An 18,725-nucleotide genomic window follows, 5' to 3' on the forward strand; every position below is an offset into this window, starting at 1 on the left:
CGAGAAATGCTGCAAATCAAGGGGCTGGAGCGCCGAAAAGGCGCAAGCTGCCGCCCTCTTGAACGCCGTTCCCCTGAACCCATATCACCTTGGTGCAGGCCGCTACCAGTGTTTCGGAACCGGAACATCAGGCTGCACACAGACTAAAGCCCGGCCCGATTGGCGGGCGGGTTACCAACAGTCGCTCAATGGAGGACTAGACCATGCGTAGCTACGACCTGACTCCGTTTTACCGTTCCACCGTCGGCTTCGACCGCCTCTTCAGCCTGCTCGACCAGGCCAGTTCGGACGGTAGCCCCGGTTATCCCCCCTACAACATCGAGCGTACCGGCGAGAACGCCTACCGCATCACGGTTGCGGTCTCGGGCTTCGCCAAGGACGAGCTCTCCATCGTCGCGAAGGAAAACACGCTGACGATCAAGGGCGAGAAAGTCGCCAACGAGAACTCGAAGTCCGAAGTGCTCTACCGCGGCATCGCCGCGCGTGCCTTCGAGCGCGCCTTCCAGCTTGCCGACTTCGTGCAGGTGAAGGACGCCTCGCTCGAGAACGGGCTGCTTCACGTCGACCTCGTGCGCGAGATTCCCGAAGCCAAGAAGCCGCGCCAGATCGCCATCAACGCGAGCGCGCCGAAGGCGCAGGTGATCGAGAGCTCAGTCGCCGCCTAAGCACGTCGACAACCGCCAAGTTGCGAAAACGCCCCGGTGCCCCGGGGCGTTTTTTCGTTTTTGCATCGCATCACAGAACGGTGAGGACACGTAACGCCGCGACGACGCGCTCCGTCCTTTGGACATCGCAGCAAAAACAATACGGAGCACGATCATGTCACTTTGGCGCAGCCTTTTCGTCGCCGCGAGCCTGCTGGCGGGCCCCATCAGCCTGGCTCATGCGCAGACACCGCAGACGGTGAAAGCCAAGAACGTCGTGCTGGTGCACGGCGCCTGGGCCGACGGATCGAGCTGGTCGGAGGTGATCCCGATCCTCCAGGCCGCGGGCCTGCACGTCACTGCCGTGCAAAATCCGCTGTCGTCGCTTGCTGACTCCGTCGAGGCGACCAAGCGCGTGCTGGCCGAACAGGATGGTCCGACCGTGCTGGTCGCGCATTCCTGGGGCGGCACCGTGATCAGCCAGGTCGGCAACGACCCGAAGGTCACCGGCCTCGTCTACGTCGCCGCACGCGCGCCCGATGCGAACGAAGACTTCGTCGCGCTGTCGAAGCAGTTTCCGGCGGGCCCGGCCCGCGCCGGCATCGTCGAGCGCGACGGCTACACAAAACTCTCGGAAGACGCCTTCCTGAAATATTTTGCCAATGGCGTGAAGCCGGAGCAGGCCAGGGAGCTCTACGCCGTGCAATGGCCGACGGCCGCCTCGATCTTCGCCGGCCGCACCACGGAAGCTGCATGGCACACGAAGCCGAGCTGGTACGCGGTGTCGAAGAACGACGGCACCATCAATCCGGATTTCGAACGCTTCCTCGCCAAGCGCATGAACGCAACCACGATCGAGCTCGATGCCGGCCATCTCTCGCTGGTGTCGCATCCGAAGGAGGTGGCGAACCTGATCCTGGAAGCCGCGGGGTATGCGCGCAGCTGAGCGCGCGATCGCCGCAATGAAAAAGCGCCCGAGATTCTCGGGCGCTTTTGTTTTGCTCATATCTCCGTCCGGAGCGGGGCGTGCAGTCGCAAACGAGCGCGCTAGTCCAACCCCTGCGCCGCCGGCATCTCCTGCGTCGGCATGATCGTCGGAGCCGGCTTGGCCTGACCGACGGTCGGTCCTGCGGTCTGCGGTGCGGCTTCAGCGGGCTTTGCCTGCACGGCAGCGGTTTGCTGGGCGGGCTGTGGCTGCGGCGCTTGTGCCTGCTGGGGTGCAGGCGCGGCCGGCTTGGTGGCGGCGACAGGTGCCTCGCCGCGGTGCGGGGCGGCCTTGGGCAGCGGCACGGTGCGGCTGGCGACATGCGGGATCGAGGCCGGTGGACGCGGCGGGCCGCTGCGGACCATGGTCGGCGGCGGCAGCGCGCTTTGCGGACGGTAAGGTGCAACCGTCGGCACCTCATCGCTGGGCGCCATGCCGAAGGCGTCGGCGGCCGGCATGAAGCGCAGAATTCGCCCGTCGCGGGCATCGATCACCAGCCGGCCGTCGTCGCCGCGGCGGTCGATCACCGCGATGGTGTAGACGCTGCCGCGCAGGCGCGGGATGCCGAGCGGCGAGAAGCCGTTGTCGCGCAGCACGGCGTAGACCTCCGTCGACGGCAGCAGCGCCGGCGCCGGGCCCCGCTCCTCGTAGCCATAGCCGTAGCCGTAACGCGGCGGCGGTGGCGGCGCGGCTTCCGGCGGCCCATAGGGTCCATCGAAATCCGAGACCGCTATATAGGCGCCCCGCGCAGCGCCGTTTGCCGGAACCTGTGCCTCGGCGGCCGTTGCCAACAGCGCCAGCGTGGCAGCGGCCACACATCCTGTGAAAAACTTCATGGTCGACACGCTCCTGTCAGGCCCCCGAATGTCTCGCACTCTTTCGCTTCTTGCGGCGTGGCGCGCCTTTCGAAGGGCTGATCCGAAGCTTCATTCGGGATTTCGGCGTCGGCAGGGCCGGATCAGGGCGCGTTTGCTTCAAAACCGGGGCCGCGTGCCATGCGGAAAGCGCTGATTGACACTCTGGGAATCGGGACTTCCGCGCGCTTGTGTGATAGACAAAAATTTGGCAAGGTGTTGGTTAGGACAGGAAGACTGTCTCAATTTTCCTTGCAGTTCCGGCATACGGATTGCAACGAAAGTCGGTGCTTTCGAGCGCCAGGAAGGCAACAGGCAAAGCCGTTCTCGGGGACGAAGAACGCCTTGGCCTGAATTTAAGAAAATGCGGCTCGCAGCGGACGAGCGGTGACCCAGAGGCGGGTGCCGCGGAACGCCGAAGGTGCGCCGAAGATAGCGGTGAGGCAGCTTGCCGCATGGAGAGGATTGGAACAATGAACGGGTCGCAATTCGAGCGCGCAAACATCGTGGCAGAAGAGCTGTCGGCGACCGTCGCCTCGAAAACGACCGATCCGATTCAGGAACACAATTCGCGCCCGCCGGCCGAAGGCCTCTACGATCCGAGCCTGGAGAAGGATTCCTGCGGCGTCGGCTTCATCGCCAACATCAAGGGCAAGAAGTCCCACGAGATCGTCGCGGACGCGCTCAGCATCCTCTGCAACCTCGAGCATCGCGGCGCCGTTGGCGCCGACCCGCGCGCCGGTGACGGCGCCGGCATCCTGGTGCAGATTCCGCACGCCTTCTTCAGCCGCAAGGCCAAGGAGCTCGGCTTCACGTTGCCGGCTCCGGGCGAATACGCCATCGGCGCGCTGTTCATGCCGCGCGACACCGCCTGGCGCAACGTCATCAAGAGCATCATCGCCGACCAGATCAAGGAAGAGGGCCTGACCCTGCTCGGCTGGCGCGACGTGCCGACCGACAATTCCTCGCTCGGCGTCACCGTGAAGCCGACCGAGCCCGCCTGCATGCAGGTGTTCATCGGCCGCAACGGCACCGCCAAGACCGAGGACGATTTCGAGCGCCGGCTCTACATTCTGCGCAAGTCGATCTCGCAGGCGATCTACCAGCGCCGCGACCGCGGGCTTGCGGGCTATTATCCCTGCTCGATGTCGTGCCGCACCGTGATCTACAAGGGCATGTTCCTCGCCGACCAGCTCGGCAAGTACTATCCCGATCTGCACGAGGCGGACTTCGAGAGCGCGCTGGCGCTGGTGCATCAGCGCTTCTCGACCAACACCTTCCCGGCTTGGTCGCTGGCGCATCCCTACCGCATGATCGCGCATAACGGCGAGATCAACACGCTGCGCGGCAACACCAACTGGATGGCGGCGCGCCAGGCCTCCGTGAGCTCCGAGCTCTACGGCAAGGACATCAACCGGCTCTGGCCGATCTCCTACGAGGGCCAGTCGGACACCGCCTGCTTCGACAACGCGCTCGAATTCCTGGTGCAGGGCGGCTACTCGCTGCCACACGCCGTCATGATGATGATTCCGGAGGCGTGGGCCGGCAATCCCCTGATGGATGAGAAGCGCCGCGCCTTCTACGAATATCATGCAGCCCTGATGGAGCCGTGGGACGGCCCCGCCGCGATCGCCTTCACCGACGGCCGCCAGATCGGCGCCACGCTCGACCGCAACGGATTGCGGCCGGCGCGCTATCTCGTGACCAAAGACGACCGCATCGTGATGGCGTCCGAGATGGGCGTGCTGACGATCCCCGAGGACCAGATCATCACCAAGTGGCGGCTGCAGCCCGGCAAGATGCTGCTGGTCGACCTCGAGCAGGGCCGCCTGATTCCGGACGACGAGATCAAGGCCGAACTCGCCCGGAGCCATCCCTACAAGGAGTGGCTGGAGCGGACCCAGATCGTGCTGGAAGAGCTGCCGAAGGTGCCGACCACCGGCGTGCGCTCCAATCTGTCGCTGCTCGATCGCCAGCAGGCGTTCGGCTACAGCCAGGAAGACATCTCCATCCTGATGACGCCGATGGCCTCCACCGGCGAGGAAGCCGCGGGCTCGATGGGCAACGACACGCCGATCTCGGCGCTGTCGGACAAGGCCAAGCCGCTGTTCACCTACTTCAAGCAGAACTTCGCGCAGGTCACCAACCCGCCGATCGACCCGATCCGCGAGGAGCTGGTGATGAGCCTCGTCTCCATCATCGGACCGCGGCCGAACCTGTTCGACCTGCAGGGCCTCGCCACCACCAAGCGTCTCGAAGCGCGCCAACCGATCCTGACCGATGCGGATCTCGAAAAGATCCGCTCGATCTCCGAGGTCGCCGAGTCGCACTTCAAGTCGCGCACGCTCGACACCACCTTCCACGCCGGTCTTGGTGCTGCCGGCATGGACCAGGTGCTCGACGAGCTCTGCGCGCGTGCGGAAGCCGCCGTCCGCGAGGGCGTCAACATCATCATCCTGTCCGACCGCATGGTCGGCACCGACCGGGTGCCGATCCCGGCACTGCTCGCCTGCGCCGCCGTGCATCATCATCTGATCCGTGTCGGACTGCGCACCTCGGTCGGCCTCGTCGTCGAATCCGGCGAGCCCCGCGAAGTGCATCACTTCGCCTGCCTCGCCGGCTACGGCGCCGAAGCGATCAACCCCTATCTGGCGTTCGAGACCATCATCGCGATGAAGGACCGCCTGCCCGGCTCGCTCGACGACTACGAGATCGTCAAGCGCTACATCAAGTCGATCGGCAAGGGCCTTCTCAAGGTGATGTCCAAGATGGGCATCTCGACCTACCAGTCCTATTGCGGCGCGCAGATCTTCGATGCGGTCGGCCTCAAGGCGGATTTCGTCGGAAAGTTCTTTGCCGGCACGCACACCCGCGTCGAGGGCGTCGGCCTTGCCGAGATCGCGGAAGAAGCGGTGCGCCGTCATGCCGACGCGTTCGGCGAGGCGCAGGTCTACAAGACCGCGCTCGATGTCGGCGGCGAATATGCCTATCGCAGCCGCGGCGAGGACCATGCCTGGACCGCCGAGTCGGTCGGGCTGCTGCAGCACGCCGCCCGCGGCAATTCGCTGGAGCGCTATCGCGCCTTCGCGAAGATCCTGAACGAGCAGTCCGAGCGGCTGTTGACGCTGCGCGGCCTGTTCCGGATCAAGAACGCTGACGAAGAGAAGCGCAAGCCGATCCCGATCGACCAGGTCGAGCCGGCCAAGGACATCGTCAAGCGCTTCGCCACCGGTGCGATGAGCTTCGGCTCGATCTCGCGCGAGGCGCACACCACGCTCGCGATCGCCATGAACCGGATCGGCGGCAAGTCGAACACCGGCGAAGGCGGCGAGGAAGCCGACCGCTTCAAGCCGATGCCGAACGGCGATTCCATGCGCTCGGCGATCAAGCAGGTCGCCTCGGGCCGCTTCGGCGTCACCACGGAGTATCTCGTCAACTCCGACATGATGCAGATCAAGATGGCGCAGGGTGCCAAGCCCGGCGAAGGCGGCCAGCTGCCCGGCCACAAGGTCGACGCGACCATCGCAAAAGTCCGGCACTCGACGCCGGGCGTGGGCCTGATCTCGCCGCCGCCGCATCACGACATCTATTCGATCGAGGATCTGGCGCAGCTCATCTACGACCTCAAGAACGTCAACCCGACGGGCGACGTCTCGGTCAAGCTCGTCTCCGAGATCGGCGTCGGCACGGTCGCCGCCGGCGTTGCCAAGGCGCGCGCCGACCATGTCACCATCGCAGGCTTCGAGGGTGGCACCGGCGCTTCGCCGCTGACCTCGATCAAGCATGCCGGCTCGCCGTGGGAGATCGGCCTTGCCGAAACCCACCAGACCCTGGTGCGCGAGCAACTGCGTAGCCGCATCGTGGTCCAGGTCGACGGCGGCTTCCGCACCGGCCGTGACGTCGTGATCGGCGCGCTGCTCGGCGCCGACGAGTTCGGCTTCGCCACCGCGCCGTTGATCGCCGCCGGCTGCATCATGATGCGCAAGTGCCATCTCAACACCTGCCCGGTCGGCGTCGCCACCCAGGACCCCGTCCTGCGCAAGCGCTTCACCGGCCAGCCCGAGCACGTGATCAACTACTTCTTCTTCGTCGCCGAGGAAGTCCGCGAGATCATGGCGTCGCTCGGCTTCCGCACCTTCAACGAGATGATCGGACAGGTTCAGCTGCTCGATCAGACCAGGCTGGTCGCGCACTGGAAGGCCAAGGGCCTCGATTTCTCCAAGCTGTTCGTCAAGCAGAAGGAAGAGAAGGGCCAGAAGATCTATCACTCCGAGCGCCAGAACCATCATCTGGAAGCGGTGCTCGACCGCACGCTGATCGAGAAGGCGACGCCTGCGCTCGACCGCGGCGCGCCGGTGAAGATCGAGGCCAGGATCAACAGCACCAACCGCTCCGCGGGTGCGATGCTGTCGGGCGCGGTCGCCAAGATCTACGGTCATGCCGGCCTGCCGCACGACACCATCCATGTCGGCCTCAAGGGCACCGCCGGCCAGGCGTTCGGCGCGTGGCTGGCGCAAGGCGTCACCTTCGAGCTCGAAGGTGAAGCCAACGACTATGTCGGCAAGGGCCTCTCGGGCGGCAAGATCATCGTCAAGCCTCCCGCCAACAGCGGCATCGTGCCGGAAGAGAGCATCATCGTCGGCAACACGGTGATGTATGGCGCCATCCAGGGCGAGTGCTACTTCCGCGGTGTCGCCGGCGAGCGTTTCGCCGTGCGCAACTCGGGTGCGGTGGCGGTCGTCGAAGGCGCCGGCGATCATTGCTGTGAATACATGACCGGCGGCATCGTGGTCGTGCTCGGCAAGACCGGGCGCAACTTCGCGGCCGGCATGTCCGGCGGCATCGCGTACGTGCTCGACGAGACCGGCGACTTCGACAAGCTGTGCAATCTCAGCATGGTTGAGCTCGAGCCGGTCCTGTCGGAAGAGCTGATCAACGCCGGCACCTACAATCACGCCGGTGACCTCGAGGCGCATGGCCGGGTCGACGTGTTCCAGAACCTGCTCGACTCCGACGTCGAGCGCCTGCACGTCCTGATCACGCGCCATGCGAAAGCGACCGGCTCCAAGCGCGCCGCCGAGATCCTTGCCAATTGGAAGGACTGGCTGCCCAAATTCCGCAAGGTGATGCCGGTGGAGTACCGGCGCGCACTGCGCGAAATGGCCGCCAACGCGGACGCCGAGCCGAAAATCGCGATCGGGGCGTAGGGCATCACACCCCGTCATTGCGAGCGAAGCGAAGCAATCCAGACTTTCTTCCTTGATGCAGACTGGATTGCTCCTCGCAATGACGGCGAGGAAGAAACAAAACGAATTTAAGCGGCAGGGACTTCGGGTTTAATGGGCAAGATCACGGGTTTTCTCGAAATCGAACGGCATGACCGCAAGTACACCCCGGTCGCCGAGCGCGTGAAGCATTACAACGAGTTCGTCGTTCCCTTGACCGAGAAGGAAACGCGCGACCAGGCCGCGCGCTGCATGAATTGCGGCATTCCCTATTGCCACGGCACCGGCTCGGTGGCGCCCGGCACGCCCGGCTGCCCGGTCAACAACCAGATCCCCGATTTCAACGACCTCGTCTACCAGGGCAATTGGGAAGAGGCCTCGCGCAACCTGCACTCGACCAACAATTTTCCGGAGTTCACCGGTCGCATCTGCCCGGCGCCGTGCGAAGCGTCCTGCACGCTCAACATCGACGACAACCCCGTCACCATCAAGACCATCGAATGCGCGATCGTCGACCGCGCCTGGGACAATGGCTGGCTGAGGCCGGAAGTGGCGGCCGTGAAGACCGGCAAGAAGGTCGCGGTGATCGGCTCGGGTCCGGCCGGCATGGCCTGCGCGCAGCAGCTCGCGCGCGCCGGCCACGACGTGCACCTGTTCGAGAAGTTCGCCAAGGCCGGCGGCCTGCTGCGCTACGGCATCCCCGACTTCAAGATGGAGAAGGGCATCATCGACCGCCGCGTCAAGCAGATGGAAGGCGAAGGCGTCACCTTCCACTACAACAGCAATGTCGGCGCTGACGGCAATGTCGACCCGCGCCAGATGCTCAACGAGTACGATGCGGTTGCGCTGACGGGCGGCGCGGAAGCCCCGCGCGACCTGCCGATCCCCGGCCGCGATCTTCAAGGCATCCACTACGCCATGGACTTCCTGCCGCAGCAGAACCGCCGCGTCTCCGAGGAGCCGCTCGGCGGCGTCCAGGAGATCCTGGCCGGCGGCAAGCATGTCGTCGTCATCGGCGGTGGCGACACCGGATCTGACTGCATCGGCACCTCGCTGCGCCAGGGCGCGCTCTCGGTGACCCAGCTCGAGATCATGCCCGCCCCGCCCGAGCGCGAGAACAAGGGCCTGACCTGGCCGAACTGGCCGCTCAAGATGCGCACCTCCTCCAGCCAGGCCGAAGGCGCGGTCCGCGAATACGCCGTGCTGACGCAGAAGTTTTCCGGCGAGAACGGCAAGGTCAAGAAGCTGCACTGCGTGCGCGTCGACGACAAGTTCAAGCCGATTGCCGGCACCGAGTTCGAGCTCGATGCCGAGCTCATCCTGCTCGCGATGGGTTTCGTCCATCCCGTGCACGAGGGCCTCTTGAAGCTGCTCTCGGTCGACCTCGACCCGCGCGGCAACGTCAAGGCCAACACGCTCGACTACCAGACCTCGCGCCCGAACGTGTTCACCGCCGGCGACATGCGCCGCGGCCAGTCGCTGGTGGTCTGGGCCATCCGCGAGGGCCGGCTGTGTGCGCGGTCGATCGACACGTTTTTGATGGGGAAGACGGATCTGCCGCGCTGAGCTTGTTGCTCGGCCGCCAAATCAGCAAACGGTGTCATCGCCCGGCTTGACCGGGCGATCCAGTATTCCAGAGACGTCAAACGTATACGGATAAGCCGCGGCGTGCTGGATGCCCCGGTCAAGCCGGGGCATGACAGCGGAGTGAGTGGCGAGAGCGAAGCCAACTAAGCCGCATACGCTCAATCGCGACGCACCGCCGCCTTAATTCTGCAACCTCACCCCCACCAACATCACCGTCCCCTGGGAGCTCGACCCCGGCTGGTTCGAGTTCAGGATGTCGTGGCGCAGCGTGCCCTTGATCCAGATGTTGCGGTTGAGCTTGTAGATCAGATTGCCTTCGAGTGAGTAGGTCTTGTCGTTGCGATTCTGGTTCTGGTAGTCGTAGGTGCCGTAGGTGAACTTGCCGACGGCGGTGAGCCAGCGGCGGAAGTCGTGATCGACCTCGATCCCGTAGGTGTGCACCAGCACGCCGGAGGAGCCGGGGACCGTGGACTCCGCGATCTGCGTGTCGGTGGCGAATTTCACCGTGGTCAGGCCGCTTGCGTTCCAGATCAGCGAGCCCGCGGTGAGGAAGCCCGCGAGCTGGCTCAGGCGCGGGTCGACATAATTGCGCGCGGTATAGCCGACCGAGATCTCGCCGATGAGGATGCGCGAGAATTCGAACGACGAGCCGACCTTGGCATAGCCGCCGTTTGAATCGCGGAAGTAGCCGTTGCGGTCGGCGGCCTGGTCGTGCACGCGGGTGTCGCCCTCGATCTCGACGAACGGCTTCAGGCCCGGCTTCAGGTCGTAGGAGAAGCGGCCGATGCCGCCATACTGGTTGAAGTCGCGGTCGCCGTTGCTGAAGGTCGAGCCATCGGTGAGCTTGGAATCGGTGTAGGCGGTGCGATCCACCGTGGCGCCGGCTGCGACCTGGAAGCGATTAAAAGTCTGGTCGAAGCCGAGCGTGGTGCCGTAAGCGGCGTAGACCGGATATTTCTGCAGGCCGGCCTGCACGTTTGGGCTGCCGGGATTGTCGGTGGCGAGCCGCAGGCGGAGCTGCGAGGTCAGCTTGAAGTCGCGGTCGACGTCGAGGCGGCCGTCGACATGACCGGTGAAGTCGGGGCGATCGATCTCGACCGGCGACGGCGAGGCGAAGCCGTCGATCGTCGCCGGCATGTTGTTGGTGTAGCCGGAGAACGAGCCGCGCAGATCGGCGACCAGCGCGTGGCGCTCCCAGTCGGACATCACGAGAAGATCGGGCGCGACGACATAGGCCGGCGAGCCGATCGGCTTGTTCAGGCGCGCCGGATTGGTGTCGTAGCCGGCCGAGAGCTCGAGCCCGCCCTTGATCAGGAAGCTGCCGGCATAGTCGCCGACCGCGCCGAACGCGTCGTCATCGACCTTGAGGCGACGGCGCAGCGGCTGGCCGGGCACGTTGCCGGCCATCGCCGGCGGCACCGGCACCTTGTGCGCAGTCTCGGACGGCGGCGGCGCGATGCGCGGCGGCCCGAGTGTCCGGTCCGGCGTTGCCGGCGGCACCGGCGAGCCGGGTCCGACCGGGCGCTTCGGCTTCGGCTGCCCGGGATAGAGCTTTGGTTGCTGCCGCTTGCGGTTGAGCGAGTCGTAGCCGGAGCCGCTTGCGCCGTTGGCGGCGGGCAGGCCGTAGGTCGGGACCTGGTTGGTCGAGTTTTGGCCGACGCGCGAGGTTGCCGGCGCCTGCTGGCGCTTGCGCGGATCGGCATTGGGATCGGGCAGCGCCGGAAGCGTATCCGACGGCGCCTGCGGCACGCCCGCCGTGCGGCGCGTCGGCAGCGTGTCGGGCGCGGCAAAGCCGCCGCGGTTGGGATTGAACAGGTCGGGCGTGAGGCTCTGGGCGGCCGCCGGCACGCTTTGCAGGGCGGTCAGCGCGAGGCATGGCAAAGCCGCGCGCAGGAAATGCCCGCGTTTGCTCCGGCTCGTGCCTGGAGGCGCCCCCACGATGTAAGAACTCCAACGAAATCAAAGACTTCCACGACGACCTCCGCCCGCGGGCGGGAACCATCGTTAATGGAGTTAAAACAATTATGGTTAATGACCGGTTGAGGGCTTTGGCGGCCGCGTCGCCTCGCCCGCTCGGGCATGCTAAGCAGGCGCCAACGGGCGAGCGCCCCTCCTCCCTGGACCTGAACATGCCGAGCTCGAAACCGCTGATGACCCCATCATCCGGCCCCATCCCCGACAGCGTCGAATCCGCGCTCCGCACGCTGGAGACGGAGAGCGGCGGCATCAATGCGCTCGCCGCCGCCCTGCGCGGTCCGCTGGGCGCGACATTCGCCAAGGCGGTCGACCTGATCCGCAACGCCAAGGGCCGCGTCATCGTCACCGGCCTCGGCAAGTCCGGCCACATGGCGCGCAAGATCGCGGCGACGCTGGCCTCGACCGGCACGCCGGCCTTCTTCGTCCACACCGCGGAAGCCGCCCATGGCGACCTCGGCATGATCACCACCGACGACGTCATCATGGCGCTGTCCTGGTCCGGCGAGCAGCCGGAGATGAAGACGCTGGTGAATTATTCGGCGCGCTTCGCGATCCCGATGATCGCGGTGACGTCGAACGCGGCGTCTTCGCTGGGACAAGCCGCCGACATCGTGATCGAGCTGCCGAAGGCGCGCGAGGCCTGCCCGCACAATCTGGCGCCGACCACATCGACGCTGATGCAGGCCGCAATCGGCGATGCCATTGCGATCGCGCTGCTCGAAGGCCGCGGCTTCACCGCGCTGGAGTTCGCGCATTTCCACCCCGGCGGCAAGCTCGGCGCGATGCTGAAATTCGTCCGCGACTACATGCGCACGGGCGCGGAGATCCCGGTCAAGCCTGAAGGCACCAAGATGTCGGACGCGGTGATGGAGATGTCGGCCAAGGGCCTGGGGTGCGTCTGCATCGTCGACGATGCCGGCGGCATCGCGGGCATCATCACCGACGGCGATCTGCGTCGCCACATGCGGCCGGATCTCCTGACGGCGTCCGTCGACGACATCATGACCAGGCAGCCGAAGACCGTGCCGCCCTCGATGCTCGCCACCGAGATGATCGAGGTGCTGAACACAAGCAAGATCACGACGCTGGTCGTGACCGAAGCCGACAAGGTGGTGGGCATCGTGCACCTGCACGATCTGCTGCGGGCGGGCGTGGCGTAGGGCGCGCTGTATTGACCCTCACCCTGAGGAGCGCGCCAACGGCGCGCGTCTCGAAGGGCGAGGCCACCGGCCGGGCCTTCATCCTTCGAGACGCGCGTTCCGCGCTCCTCAGGATGAGGGACCAAGAGCGGCACCGCTACGCTCGCAATGACGGCGGTTAGACCGCCGGAAACCGCGCAGCCTTCTCCTCCAGCGGCAGCTTCAGCCCGTTCGCCAGATACGACACCGTGCGGTAGAAGCCGCACAGCAGCATGATCTCCAGGATCTGGGCTTCGTCGTAATGCGCCGACAGCGCGGCGAATTCGGCGTCGTCCAACGTCGCGCGGTGATGCAGTGCGTCGACGGCGGCGATCAGCGCCTGCTCGGCCGTCGACCAGCAGGGTGACGTCGCGTCGCCCAGCACGGTGGCGTGCACCTCATCTTCGGTGAGCTTCGCCGGCCCGGCGAAGATCGCGACATGCACGCCCCATTCATATTCGCATCCGGTCAGCGCGCAGGTCCGGTCGATCACGATCTCGCGCTGGCGCAGGGAAAGTGGCCCCGGATCAAGAAGCCCGCCGGCGCGGAACTTGTCCCAGGCGCGGGCGTGGCCCGCCATCACCCGGAACAGCGCCAGCGGCGGGGCGCCACGCATGATGCGGTCGAACTGGGCCTGGATCTCCGGGGGATAAGGCGGAACGAGCGGCGCGATACGCGGCGTGGCCTGGGACATCAGCTGTCTCCGTTGCTACAATTATCGTAGCAATACGCTACATTATTTGTAGCACAGCGCAAGAGGGCCGGGATGGCGAAGCAGGCAGCATCAGGGACCCGGACGGTGCGCGGCTCGCGCACCGGCCGGCCGATCATGGCGCTGCTCGACCTCCTCGGCCGACGCTGGAGCCTGCGGATCCTGTGGGAATTGCGCGACGCCCCCCTCACCTCCCGCGCGCTGCGCGCCGCCTGCGACGAGGCCTCGCCGACGGTGCTGCAGGCGCGGCTGACGGAGCTGCGCGACGCGGGGTTCGTGGAGCTGGGCGACGGAGGAGGTTACGGGCTGACGGCGCTTGGGCGCGAGCTGTGCGAGACGTTCATGCCGCTGCACCGGTTCGCGGAGAGGTGGCAGAAGTGAGGTCTTCTCGCTTACCCTCCCCTGGAGGGGTCCGGGACGAGCGTAGCTCGCCCGTGGGTCGGCTCACATGGAGCGCAGCGAAATGTGAGACGGGGTGGGGTGACGGTGCCTCCACAGCCTACAGTGCCCGCGTGGAGAGATCACCCCACCCCGCTCGCGCTTCGCGCGATCGACCCTCCCCCTCCAGGGGAGGGTAAGCGCGGCTACGCCGCGGCCACCGTCAAATTCGCACCGTCCACCTGCACCACCTTCACCCGCGTCCCGGCCGGCGTATCGGGCCCGGCCACGCGCCAGACCGTGTCGCCGAGGCGCACGGTGCCGTTGCCGTCGATGATCGGCTTCTCCAGCGTGAACTCGCGGCCGAGCAATGCCTCGCTTCGCTTGTTCAGGAAGGGGCTGGCGCTTGCGTCCAGCTTCGGCCGCGCCAGCCGGCGCCACACCGGCACGGCGGCGGCCGCGAAGATTGCGAACATCACGAGCTGGATCTGCCACGACACGGCGACAGCAAAGGAGATCAGGCCGACCAGCAACGCGGCGAGCCCGAGCCAGAACAGGAATACGCCCGGCGCCAGCACTTCCAGCGCCATCAGGATGAAGCCGAAGATCAGCCAATTCCAGGTGCCGAGCGATACGAACATGTCGGTCATGACACGACCTCCTTCTATTGGCGCATGCCCTGATCGGAAAACCGGTCTCCACTTTTCCGGGGCATGCGCTTTAAATTGACGCATGCCCTCATCGGAAGCGCATGCGCTTTGATTATCCCTGCCGGGGCGGCACCGCCGGCGGCGTGGGGCCGGTCGTCGGCACCGACCCGCCACGGCGGGCGGCAGCGGCCGCGGACGCCGCGCTTTCTCCGAACGTTGCGTTGGCGATCTCGCCGATGCCGGCGAGCGAGCCCAGCATGCTCATCGCTTCGACCGGAAGCATGATGACCTTCTGGTTCGGCGAGTCGGCCAGCTGCCCGAACGCCTTGATATATTTGTCGGCGATGAAATAGTTCAGCGCGGCGACGTCTCCCTTGGAGATGGCCTCACTGACCATCTGCGTCGCCTTGGCCTCGGCCTCGGCGGAACGTTCGCGGGCCTCGGCGTCGCGGAACGCGGCTTCCTTGCGGCCCTCGGCCTGGAGGATCTGCCCCTGCTTGGCTCCCTCGGCGCGCAGGATCTCGGACTGGCGCTGGCCTTCGGCGGACAGAATGTCGGCGCGCTTGACGCGCTCGGCCTTCATCTGCCGGCCCATGGCTTCGACGAGGTCGGCGGGCGGCACGATGTCCTTGATCTCGATGCGGTTGACCTTGACGCCCCAGGGCGAGACCGCGGCGTCGACGACGCGGAGCAGGCGCTCGTTGATCTCGTCGCGGTGCGACAGCACCTGGTCGAGGTCCATCGAGCCCATCACCGAGCGGATGTTGGTCATGGTCAGGACCGTGATCGCCTGGTTGAGGTTGGCGACTTCGTAGCTCGCCTTCGCGGCGTCGAACACCTGATAGAAGGCGACGCCGTCCACCGTCACGGTGGCGTTGTCCTTGGTGATGACCTCCTGCTCGGGAATGTCGATCACCTGCTCCATCATGTTGATCTTGCGCCCGACGCGATCGAAATAGGGTACGATCAGATTGAGCCCGGGGCTCAGCGTCTGGGTGTATTTGCCGAACCGCTCGATGGTCCAGTCATAGCCCTGCGGCACCGTCTTCACGCCGGCAACCAGCGTGACGATGACGAGCAAAACCAGAACAATCGCGAAAACATCGAAACCGCTCATATTTCCTCCAAGGCGGGAAAGCCCCTTCCCGCGCTGTCATTGGTCGGGAACGTGACCTTACCGGTTCAGCGGTCACCATTCACGTCGGCGCGGAGCGACATTTCCACAAGAAGTACGGAGGCGGAACGATCGCCGATAAGTATTGTGAGAAAACCCTTGAAACGGCACGGCGGCAACCTAGCAACGGTGTCCTAGTTGGACCATGTAAAATTCACCGGCTTCAGCGCGGCGAGCTCGGGCCGCTCCTTGCGCAGCTTCGCCAGTTGGACGGCCGTCGGCCTTGTCTCGAAGCTGCGTTGCTGCCCCGGAAAGACGGTCGCAACGTAATACAGTCCAGGGGAGGGAAGATCGATCTTGGGCGTATGCACCGGCACGAATCCCATCGACGCGCCATTCGGGAGATAGGTGCCCGGGCGACCCGTCGTCGTATAGTTTTGCAGCTCAAGCCCCGTCGTTCCGACCGCGACCGGAATCGCAACAAGGCCGTCCGGAGCAAGGCTGATCCCTCGCGCATTGATCGCGGGAAAGCCGTTGTGAACGAACTGAAGATAGTTGATCGTCTCGCTGCCGCCGTTTGCGACCAGGACGATGGCCGTATCACTCTTGACGGCACCGCCGGCCCGCACTGCTTCCGGATACATGGTCGACGCTACGTCCCCGGTCGTGTTGCAGCCGGCGAGTCCGCAGGCCACGACAGCTACAAGCAACAATCCCCGCATGCAATCGCGCCCGCCCCGTTCGAGCCGCATCGCTCGCGGCAACATCCCCACCGTCATTCTGCCCCAGGAATTCTGGAATCACCAGTCGAAGGCAGCATCGGCGCCCCTATTCAACCACGGTGTTGGCGATCGCGAGCAACGAGGGTGACATCGTCAACCCCAGCGCCCTCACCGTCTTCAGGTTGATCGCAAGCTCGAACTTGGTGGGATTCTGGACCGGCAGGTCGGCTGCCTGCGCGCCCTTCAGGATGCGATCGATGTAGTTGGCCGCGCGGCGGAGCTGCTCGGCGCTGTCGGTGCTGTAGGACATCAGCCCGCCCTCGTCGACGAAGGTGCGGCTCCAGAACACCGCCGGCACGCGGGCTTCACCGATTGCAGCCAGGAGCTGGGCACGATTGGCCATGGTGAAGAAGTCAGGCAGCACCAAAAGGCCGCCATCCTTCCGCGAAGCCAGCGCGGCGATCGAGCCGGCGTCGTGAACTGGTGCTGCCTCGACCGTCACGTGAAGCGTCCGTGCGGCGTCCTCGATCGTGTGCAGCATCAGGGGCGCGAACGGCGCGGTGGCTGGATTGTAGACGACGAAGACGCGGGACACCTTTGGCGTGACCTGCGTCAGCATCTCCAGCCATTTGCCGGCGAGCGGGCCGTCATAATCGGTGAAGCCGGTGATGTTGCCGCCGGGATAAGCGAGGTTTTTGACAAAGCCCTGGCTGACGGGATCGGTGACGACGGCGAACACGATCGGGATCGTCGTGGTGCGCTGGCGCAGCTCCTCGACCGAGGGCGTGCCGACCGCGAGCAGGATGTCCGGCTTGAGCGCCACGAGTTCGTCGGCGAGGCGCGCGATGCGCGCCCGGTCGCCAGCGCCGCTGCGCCAATCGATCCTGAGATTGTCGTGCTCCTTCCAGCCATGGGCGGCGAGCGTCTCGACCAGGATCGTGCTGCGGGCCTGCCCGATCGCGTCATCCGCGGCCGTGACCGAGAGCACGCCGAGCCGCCGCGTGGCGTTCGGCTGCTGCGCCAGCACCGAGGCCGGCAGCGCGGCGATCGTCCCAAGAAGCGCCAAAGTCTCGCGGCGGTTCATGGGACGCGCCATCAGATCCAGCCCTGAAGCTCGCGCAGCACCAGGGTGCGGATCACGTCCATGCCAGATACGCTGTCGTTGAGGCAGGGGATCGCGGAAAACTGCTCGCCGCCATTGTGCTTGAAGATCTCGGCATTCTCCTGCGCGATCTCCTCCAGCGTCTCCAGGCAGTCGGCGGCGAAGCCGGGGGTCACCACCGCGATGCGACGCACGCCTTCCTTGGCCAGCCGCTCCATGGTCCTGTCGGTGTAGGGCTGGAGCCACTCGTCATTGCCGAAGCGCGACTGGAAGGTCAGCAGCAGTTTCGTCTCGTCCATGCCGAGCCGGCGACGCAGCGCCTCGGTCGTGGCGACGCAGTGGGACTGATAGGGATCGCCCTTGTCGACATAGGATTTCGGCATGCCGTGGAAGGACGCGACGATCAGCTCCGGCGTGAAGGGCAGCGTTGCCAGATGCGTCTCGATCGAGATCGCGAGCGCCTCGATATAGGCCTCGTCCTCGTAATAAGGCGGCGTCACCCGCAGCGTCGGCTGGTTACGCAAGCGGGCGAGCACGCGGAACACTTCGTCGCAGACCGTCGCCGAGGTCGAGGCGGAATATTGCGGATAGAGCGGCACGGCGAGGATGCGGTCGCACCCCTTCGCGATCAGCGCATCGATGCCCGACTTGATCGAGGGATTGCCGTAACGCATCGCCCAGTCCACGACGACGTGGTCGCTGTCAGACAGTGCGGCCGCGAGCTTGTCGCTCTGCGAGCGCGTGATGGTCTTCAGCGGCGACTCGTTCCGCTCATTGTTCCAGATCTTCTGATAGTCCAGCGCCTTGGTGCGGGGACGGCTGCGCAGGATGATGCCGTTGAGCACGAACTGCCAGACCAGCCCCTGGTCCTCGATGACGCGGGCGTCCGAGAGGAACTCCTTGAGATAGACCCGCACGCCGGGCGCATCGGCCGTATCGGGCGTGCCGAGGTTGACCAGGAGCACGCCGACGCGCCGCAGGCTGGACCGGACGGCGGGCTTTTGCGCTGCGATGGGGGCAATTGTCGTCATGATCAGTTGCGTCGCGCGTTGCTCCGAACTTGTCAAGATGAGGCCGGTTTCGCTAGGGTCGCGCCCAAGCGGGGGAGGAAAGATGACGCTCGCGGAATGGTGCGTATTTGGAGCGCTGCTGCTTTATCTGTCGACGATCGTCTCGATCAAATGGACGCGGTTTCGCACGTTCGACAATTCCCGGCCGCGCGACCCCGCCTTCTTCGAGGATGCGCTGGCGCAGCGCGCGCTCGGTGCCCACCAGAACGGCATCGAGACCTTTCCGTTCTTCGCCTTCGCGGTGCTGCTTGCCGAATTCCGGGATTCGCCGCAGCGGCTGATCGACGAGCTCGCCGTGCTGTTCCTGATCGTGCGGATCGCCTACGTGCTGACCTATCTCGGCAACCGCCCGACATTGCGCTCGATCCTCTGGAGCATCGGCTTTGCGATCAATCTCGGGATCTTCTTCATGCCGGCGCTGAAGCGGTTTTTGCCGGTGTGATCTTTCTTCCTTCTCCCCTTGTGGGCCTGTTGCGTAATTCGTCAATTGTGATTCCCTCGGGCAAAGCCTTGGAGGGTAGCGATGG

Annotated in this window: 15 protein-coding genes; 7 read left to right on the forward strand and 8 right to left on the reverse strand. The window is 65.5% G+C overall.

Annotated features, from left to right (window positions below; all coding sequences use genetic code 11):
- Positions 1-203 precede the first annotated feature (203 nt).
- Together AC5ZFO_RS26385 and AC5ZFO_RS26390 are read left to right on the forward strand one after the other, a co-directional pair.
- Complete coding sequence (locus tag AC5ZFO_RS26385; protein WP_282521857.1) at positions 204-665, forward strand: Hsp20 family protein; 462 nt, start codon at positions 204-206, stop codon at positions 663-665.
- Between the two features lie 154 nt (positions 666-819).
- Positions 820-1,590, forward strand: a complete 771-nt coding sequence (locus AC5ZFO_RS26390) for an alpha/beta fold hydrolase (RefSeq protein ID WP_282521856.1) — start codon at positions 820-822, stop codon at positions 1,588-1,590.
- 101 nt (positions 1,591-1,691) lie between these two features.
- On the opposite strand, the gene AC5ZFO_RS26395 is transcribed toward AC5ZFO_RS26390, so the two are convergent.
- A complete protein-coding gene (locus AC5ZFO_RS26395) occupies positions 1,692-2,465 on the reverse strand; it encodes a hypothetical protein (protein WP_282521855.1) in 774 nt (257 codons plus the stop codon).
- A gap of 491 nt (positions 2,466-2,956) precedes the next feature.
- Here AC5ZFO_RS26395 and gltB point away from each other — a divergent pair, with 491 nt between their 5' ends.
- Positions 2,957-7,690, forward strand: coding sequence for a glutamate synthase large subunit (gltB, locus tag AC5ZFO_RS26400; RefSeq protein ID WP_496122804.1), 4,734 nt, complete (start codon positions 2,957-2,959; stop codon positions 7,688-7,690).
- Positions 7,691-7,822: 132 nt separating this feature from the next.
- A complete protein-coding gene (locus AC5ZFO_RS26405) occupies positions 7,823-9,274 on the forward strand; it encodes a glutamate synthase subunit beta (protein WP_282521853.1) in 1,452 nt (483 codons plus the stop codon).
- A 201-nt stretch (positions 9,275-9,475) separates the two neighbouring features.
- Here AC5ZFO_RS26405 and AC5ZFO_RS26410 read toward each other — a convergent pair whose 3' ends face one another.
- A complete protein-coding gene (locus tag AC5ZFO_RS26410; protein ID WP_282521852.1) occupies positions 9,476-11,233 on the reverse strand; it encodes an outer membrane beta-barrel protein in 1,758 nt (585 codons plus the stop codon).
- A 191-nt stretch (positions 11,234-11,424) separates the two neighbouring features.
- Between AC5ZFO_RS26410 and AC5ZFO_RS26415 the strand changes: the two genes are divergently transcribed.
- Positions 11,425-12,432 carry a KpsF/GutQ family sugar-phosphate isomerase gene (locus AC5ZFO_RS26415; RefSeq protein ID WP_282521851.1) on the forward strand — a complete coding sequence of 336 codons (1,008 nt, stop codon included), beginning with the start codon at positions 11,425-11,427 and terminating at the stop codon, positions 12,430-12,432.
- A 157-nt stretch (positions 12,433-12,589) separates the two neighbouring features.
- On the opposite strand, the gene AC5ZFO_RS26420 is transcribed toward AC5ZFO_RS26415, so the two are convergent.
- On the reverse strand, positions 12,590-13,144 hold the full coding sequence (locus AC5ZFO_RS26420; RefSeq protein WP_282521850.1) for a carboxymuconolactone decarboxylase family protein: 555 nt from the start codon (positions 13,142-13,144) through the stop codon (positions 12,590-12,592).
- Positions 13,145-13,216: 72 nt separating this feature from the next.
- On the opposite strand from AC5ZFO_RS26420, the gene AC5ZFO_RS26425 reads away from it, so the two are divergent.
- Positions 13,217-13,543 (forward strand): winged helix-turn-helix transcriptional regulator, encoded by a 327-nt coding sequence (locus AC5ZFO_RS26425; protein ID WP_282521849.1) that lies wholly within the window; start codon positions 13,217-13,219, stop codon positions 13,541-13,543.
- Positions 13,544-13,746: 203 nt separating this feature from the next.
- Here AC5ZFO_RS26425 and AC5ZFO_RS26430 read toward each other — a convergent pair whose 3' ends face one another.
- The 5 genes from AC5ZFO_RS26430 to hemH form a co-directional block, all read right to left on the reverse strand.
- Positions 13,747-14,190 carry an NfeD family protein gene (locus AC5ZFO_RS26430; RefSeq protein WP_282521848.1) on the reverse strand — a complete coding sequence of 148 codons (444 nt, stop codon included), beginning with the start codon at positions 14,188-14,190 and terminating at the stop codon, positions 13,747-13,749.
- Positions 14,191-14,302: 112 nt separating this feature from the next.
- Positions 14,303-15,307 carry an SPFH domain-containing protein gene (locus AC5ZFO_RS26435; RefSeq protein ID WP_496122805.1) on the reverse strand — a complete coding sequence of 335 codons (1,005 nt, stop codon included), beginning with the start codon at positions 15,305-15,307 and terminating at the stop codon, positions 14,303-14,305.
- A 191-nt stretch (positions 15,308-15,498) separates the two neighbouring features.
- Positions 15,499-16,026, reverse strand: a complete 528-nt coding sequence (locus tag AC5ZFO_RS26440; RefSeq protein ID WP_282521846.1) for a hypothetical protein — start codon at positions 16,024-16,026, stop codon at positions 15,499-15,501.
- A gap of 106 nt (positions 16,027-16,132) precedes the next feature.
- Positions 16,133-17,110 carry an ABC transporter substrate-binding protein gene (locus AC5ZFO_RS26445; protein WP_306664430.1) on the reverse strand — a complete coding sequence of 326 codons (978 nt, stop codon included), beginning with the start codon at positions 17,108-17,110 and terminating at the stop codon, positions 16,133-16,135.
- An 11-nt stretch (positions 17,111-17,121) separates the two neighbouring features.
- On the reverse strand, positions 17,122-18,159 hold the full coding sequence (gene hemH, locus AC5ZFO_RS26450; RefSeq protein WP_282521844.1) for a ferrochelatase: 1,038 nt from the start codon (positions 18,157-18,159) through the stop codon (positions 17,122-17,124).
- Positions 18,160-18,241: 82 nt separating this feature from the next.
- Between hemH and AC5ZFO_RS26455 the strand changes: the two genes are divergently transcribed.
- Positions 18,242-18,640, forward strand: coding sequence for an MAPEG family protein (locus AC5ZFO_RS26455; protein ID WP_282521843.1), 399 nt, complete (start codon positions 18,242-18,244; stop codon positions 18,638-18,640).
- The last annotated feature ends 85 nt before the right edge of the window (positions 18,641-18,725 follow it).

The sequence above is a fragment of the Bradyrhizobium sp. Unk1 genome (assembly GCF_059512345.1).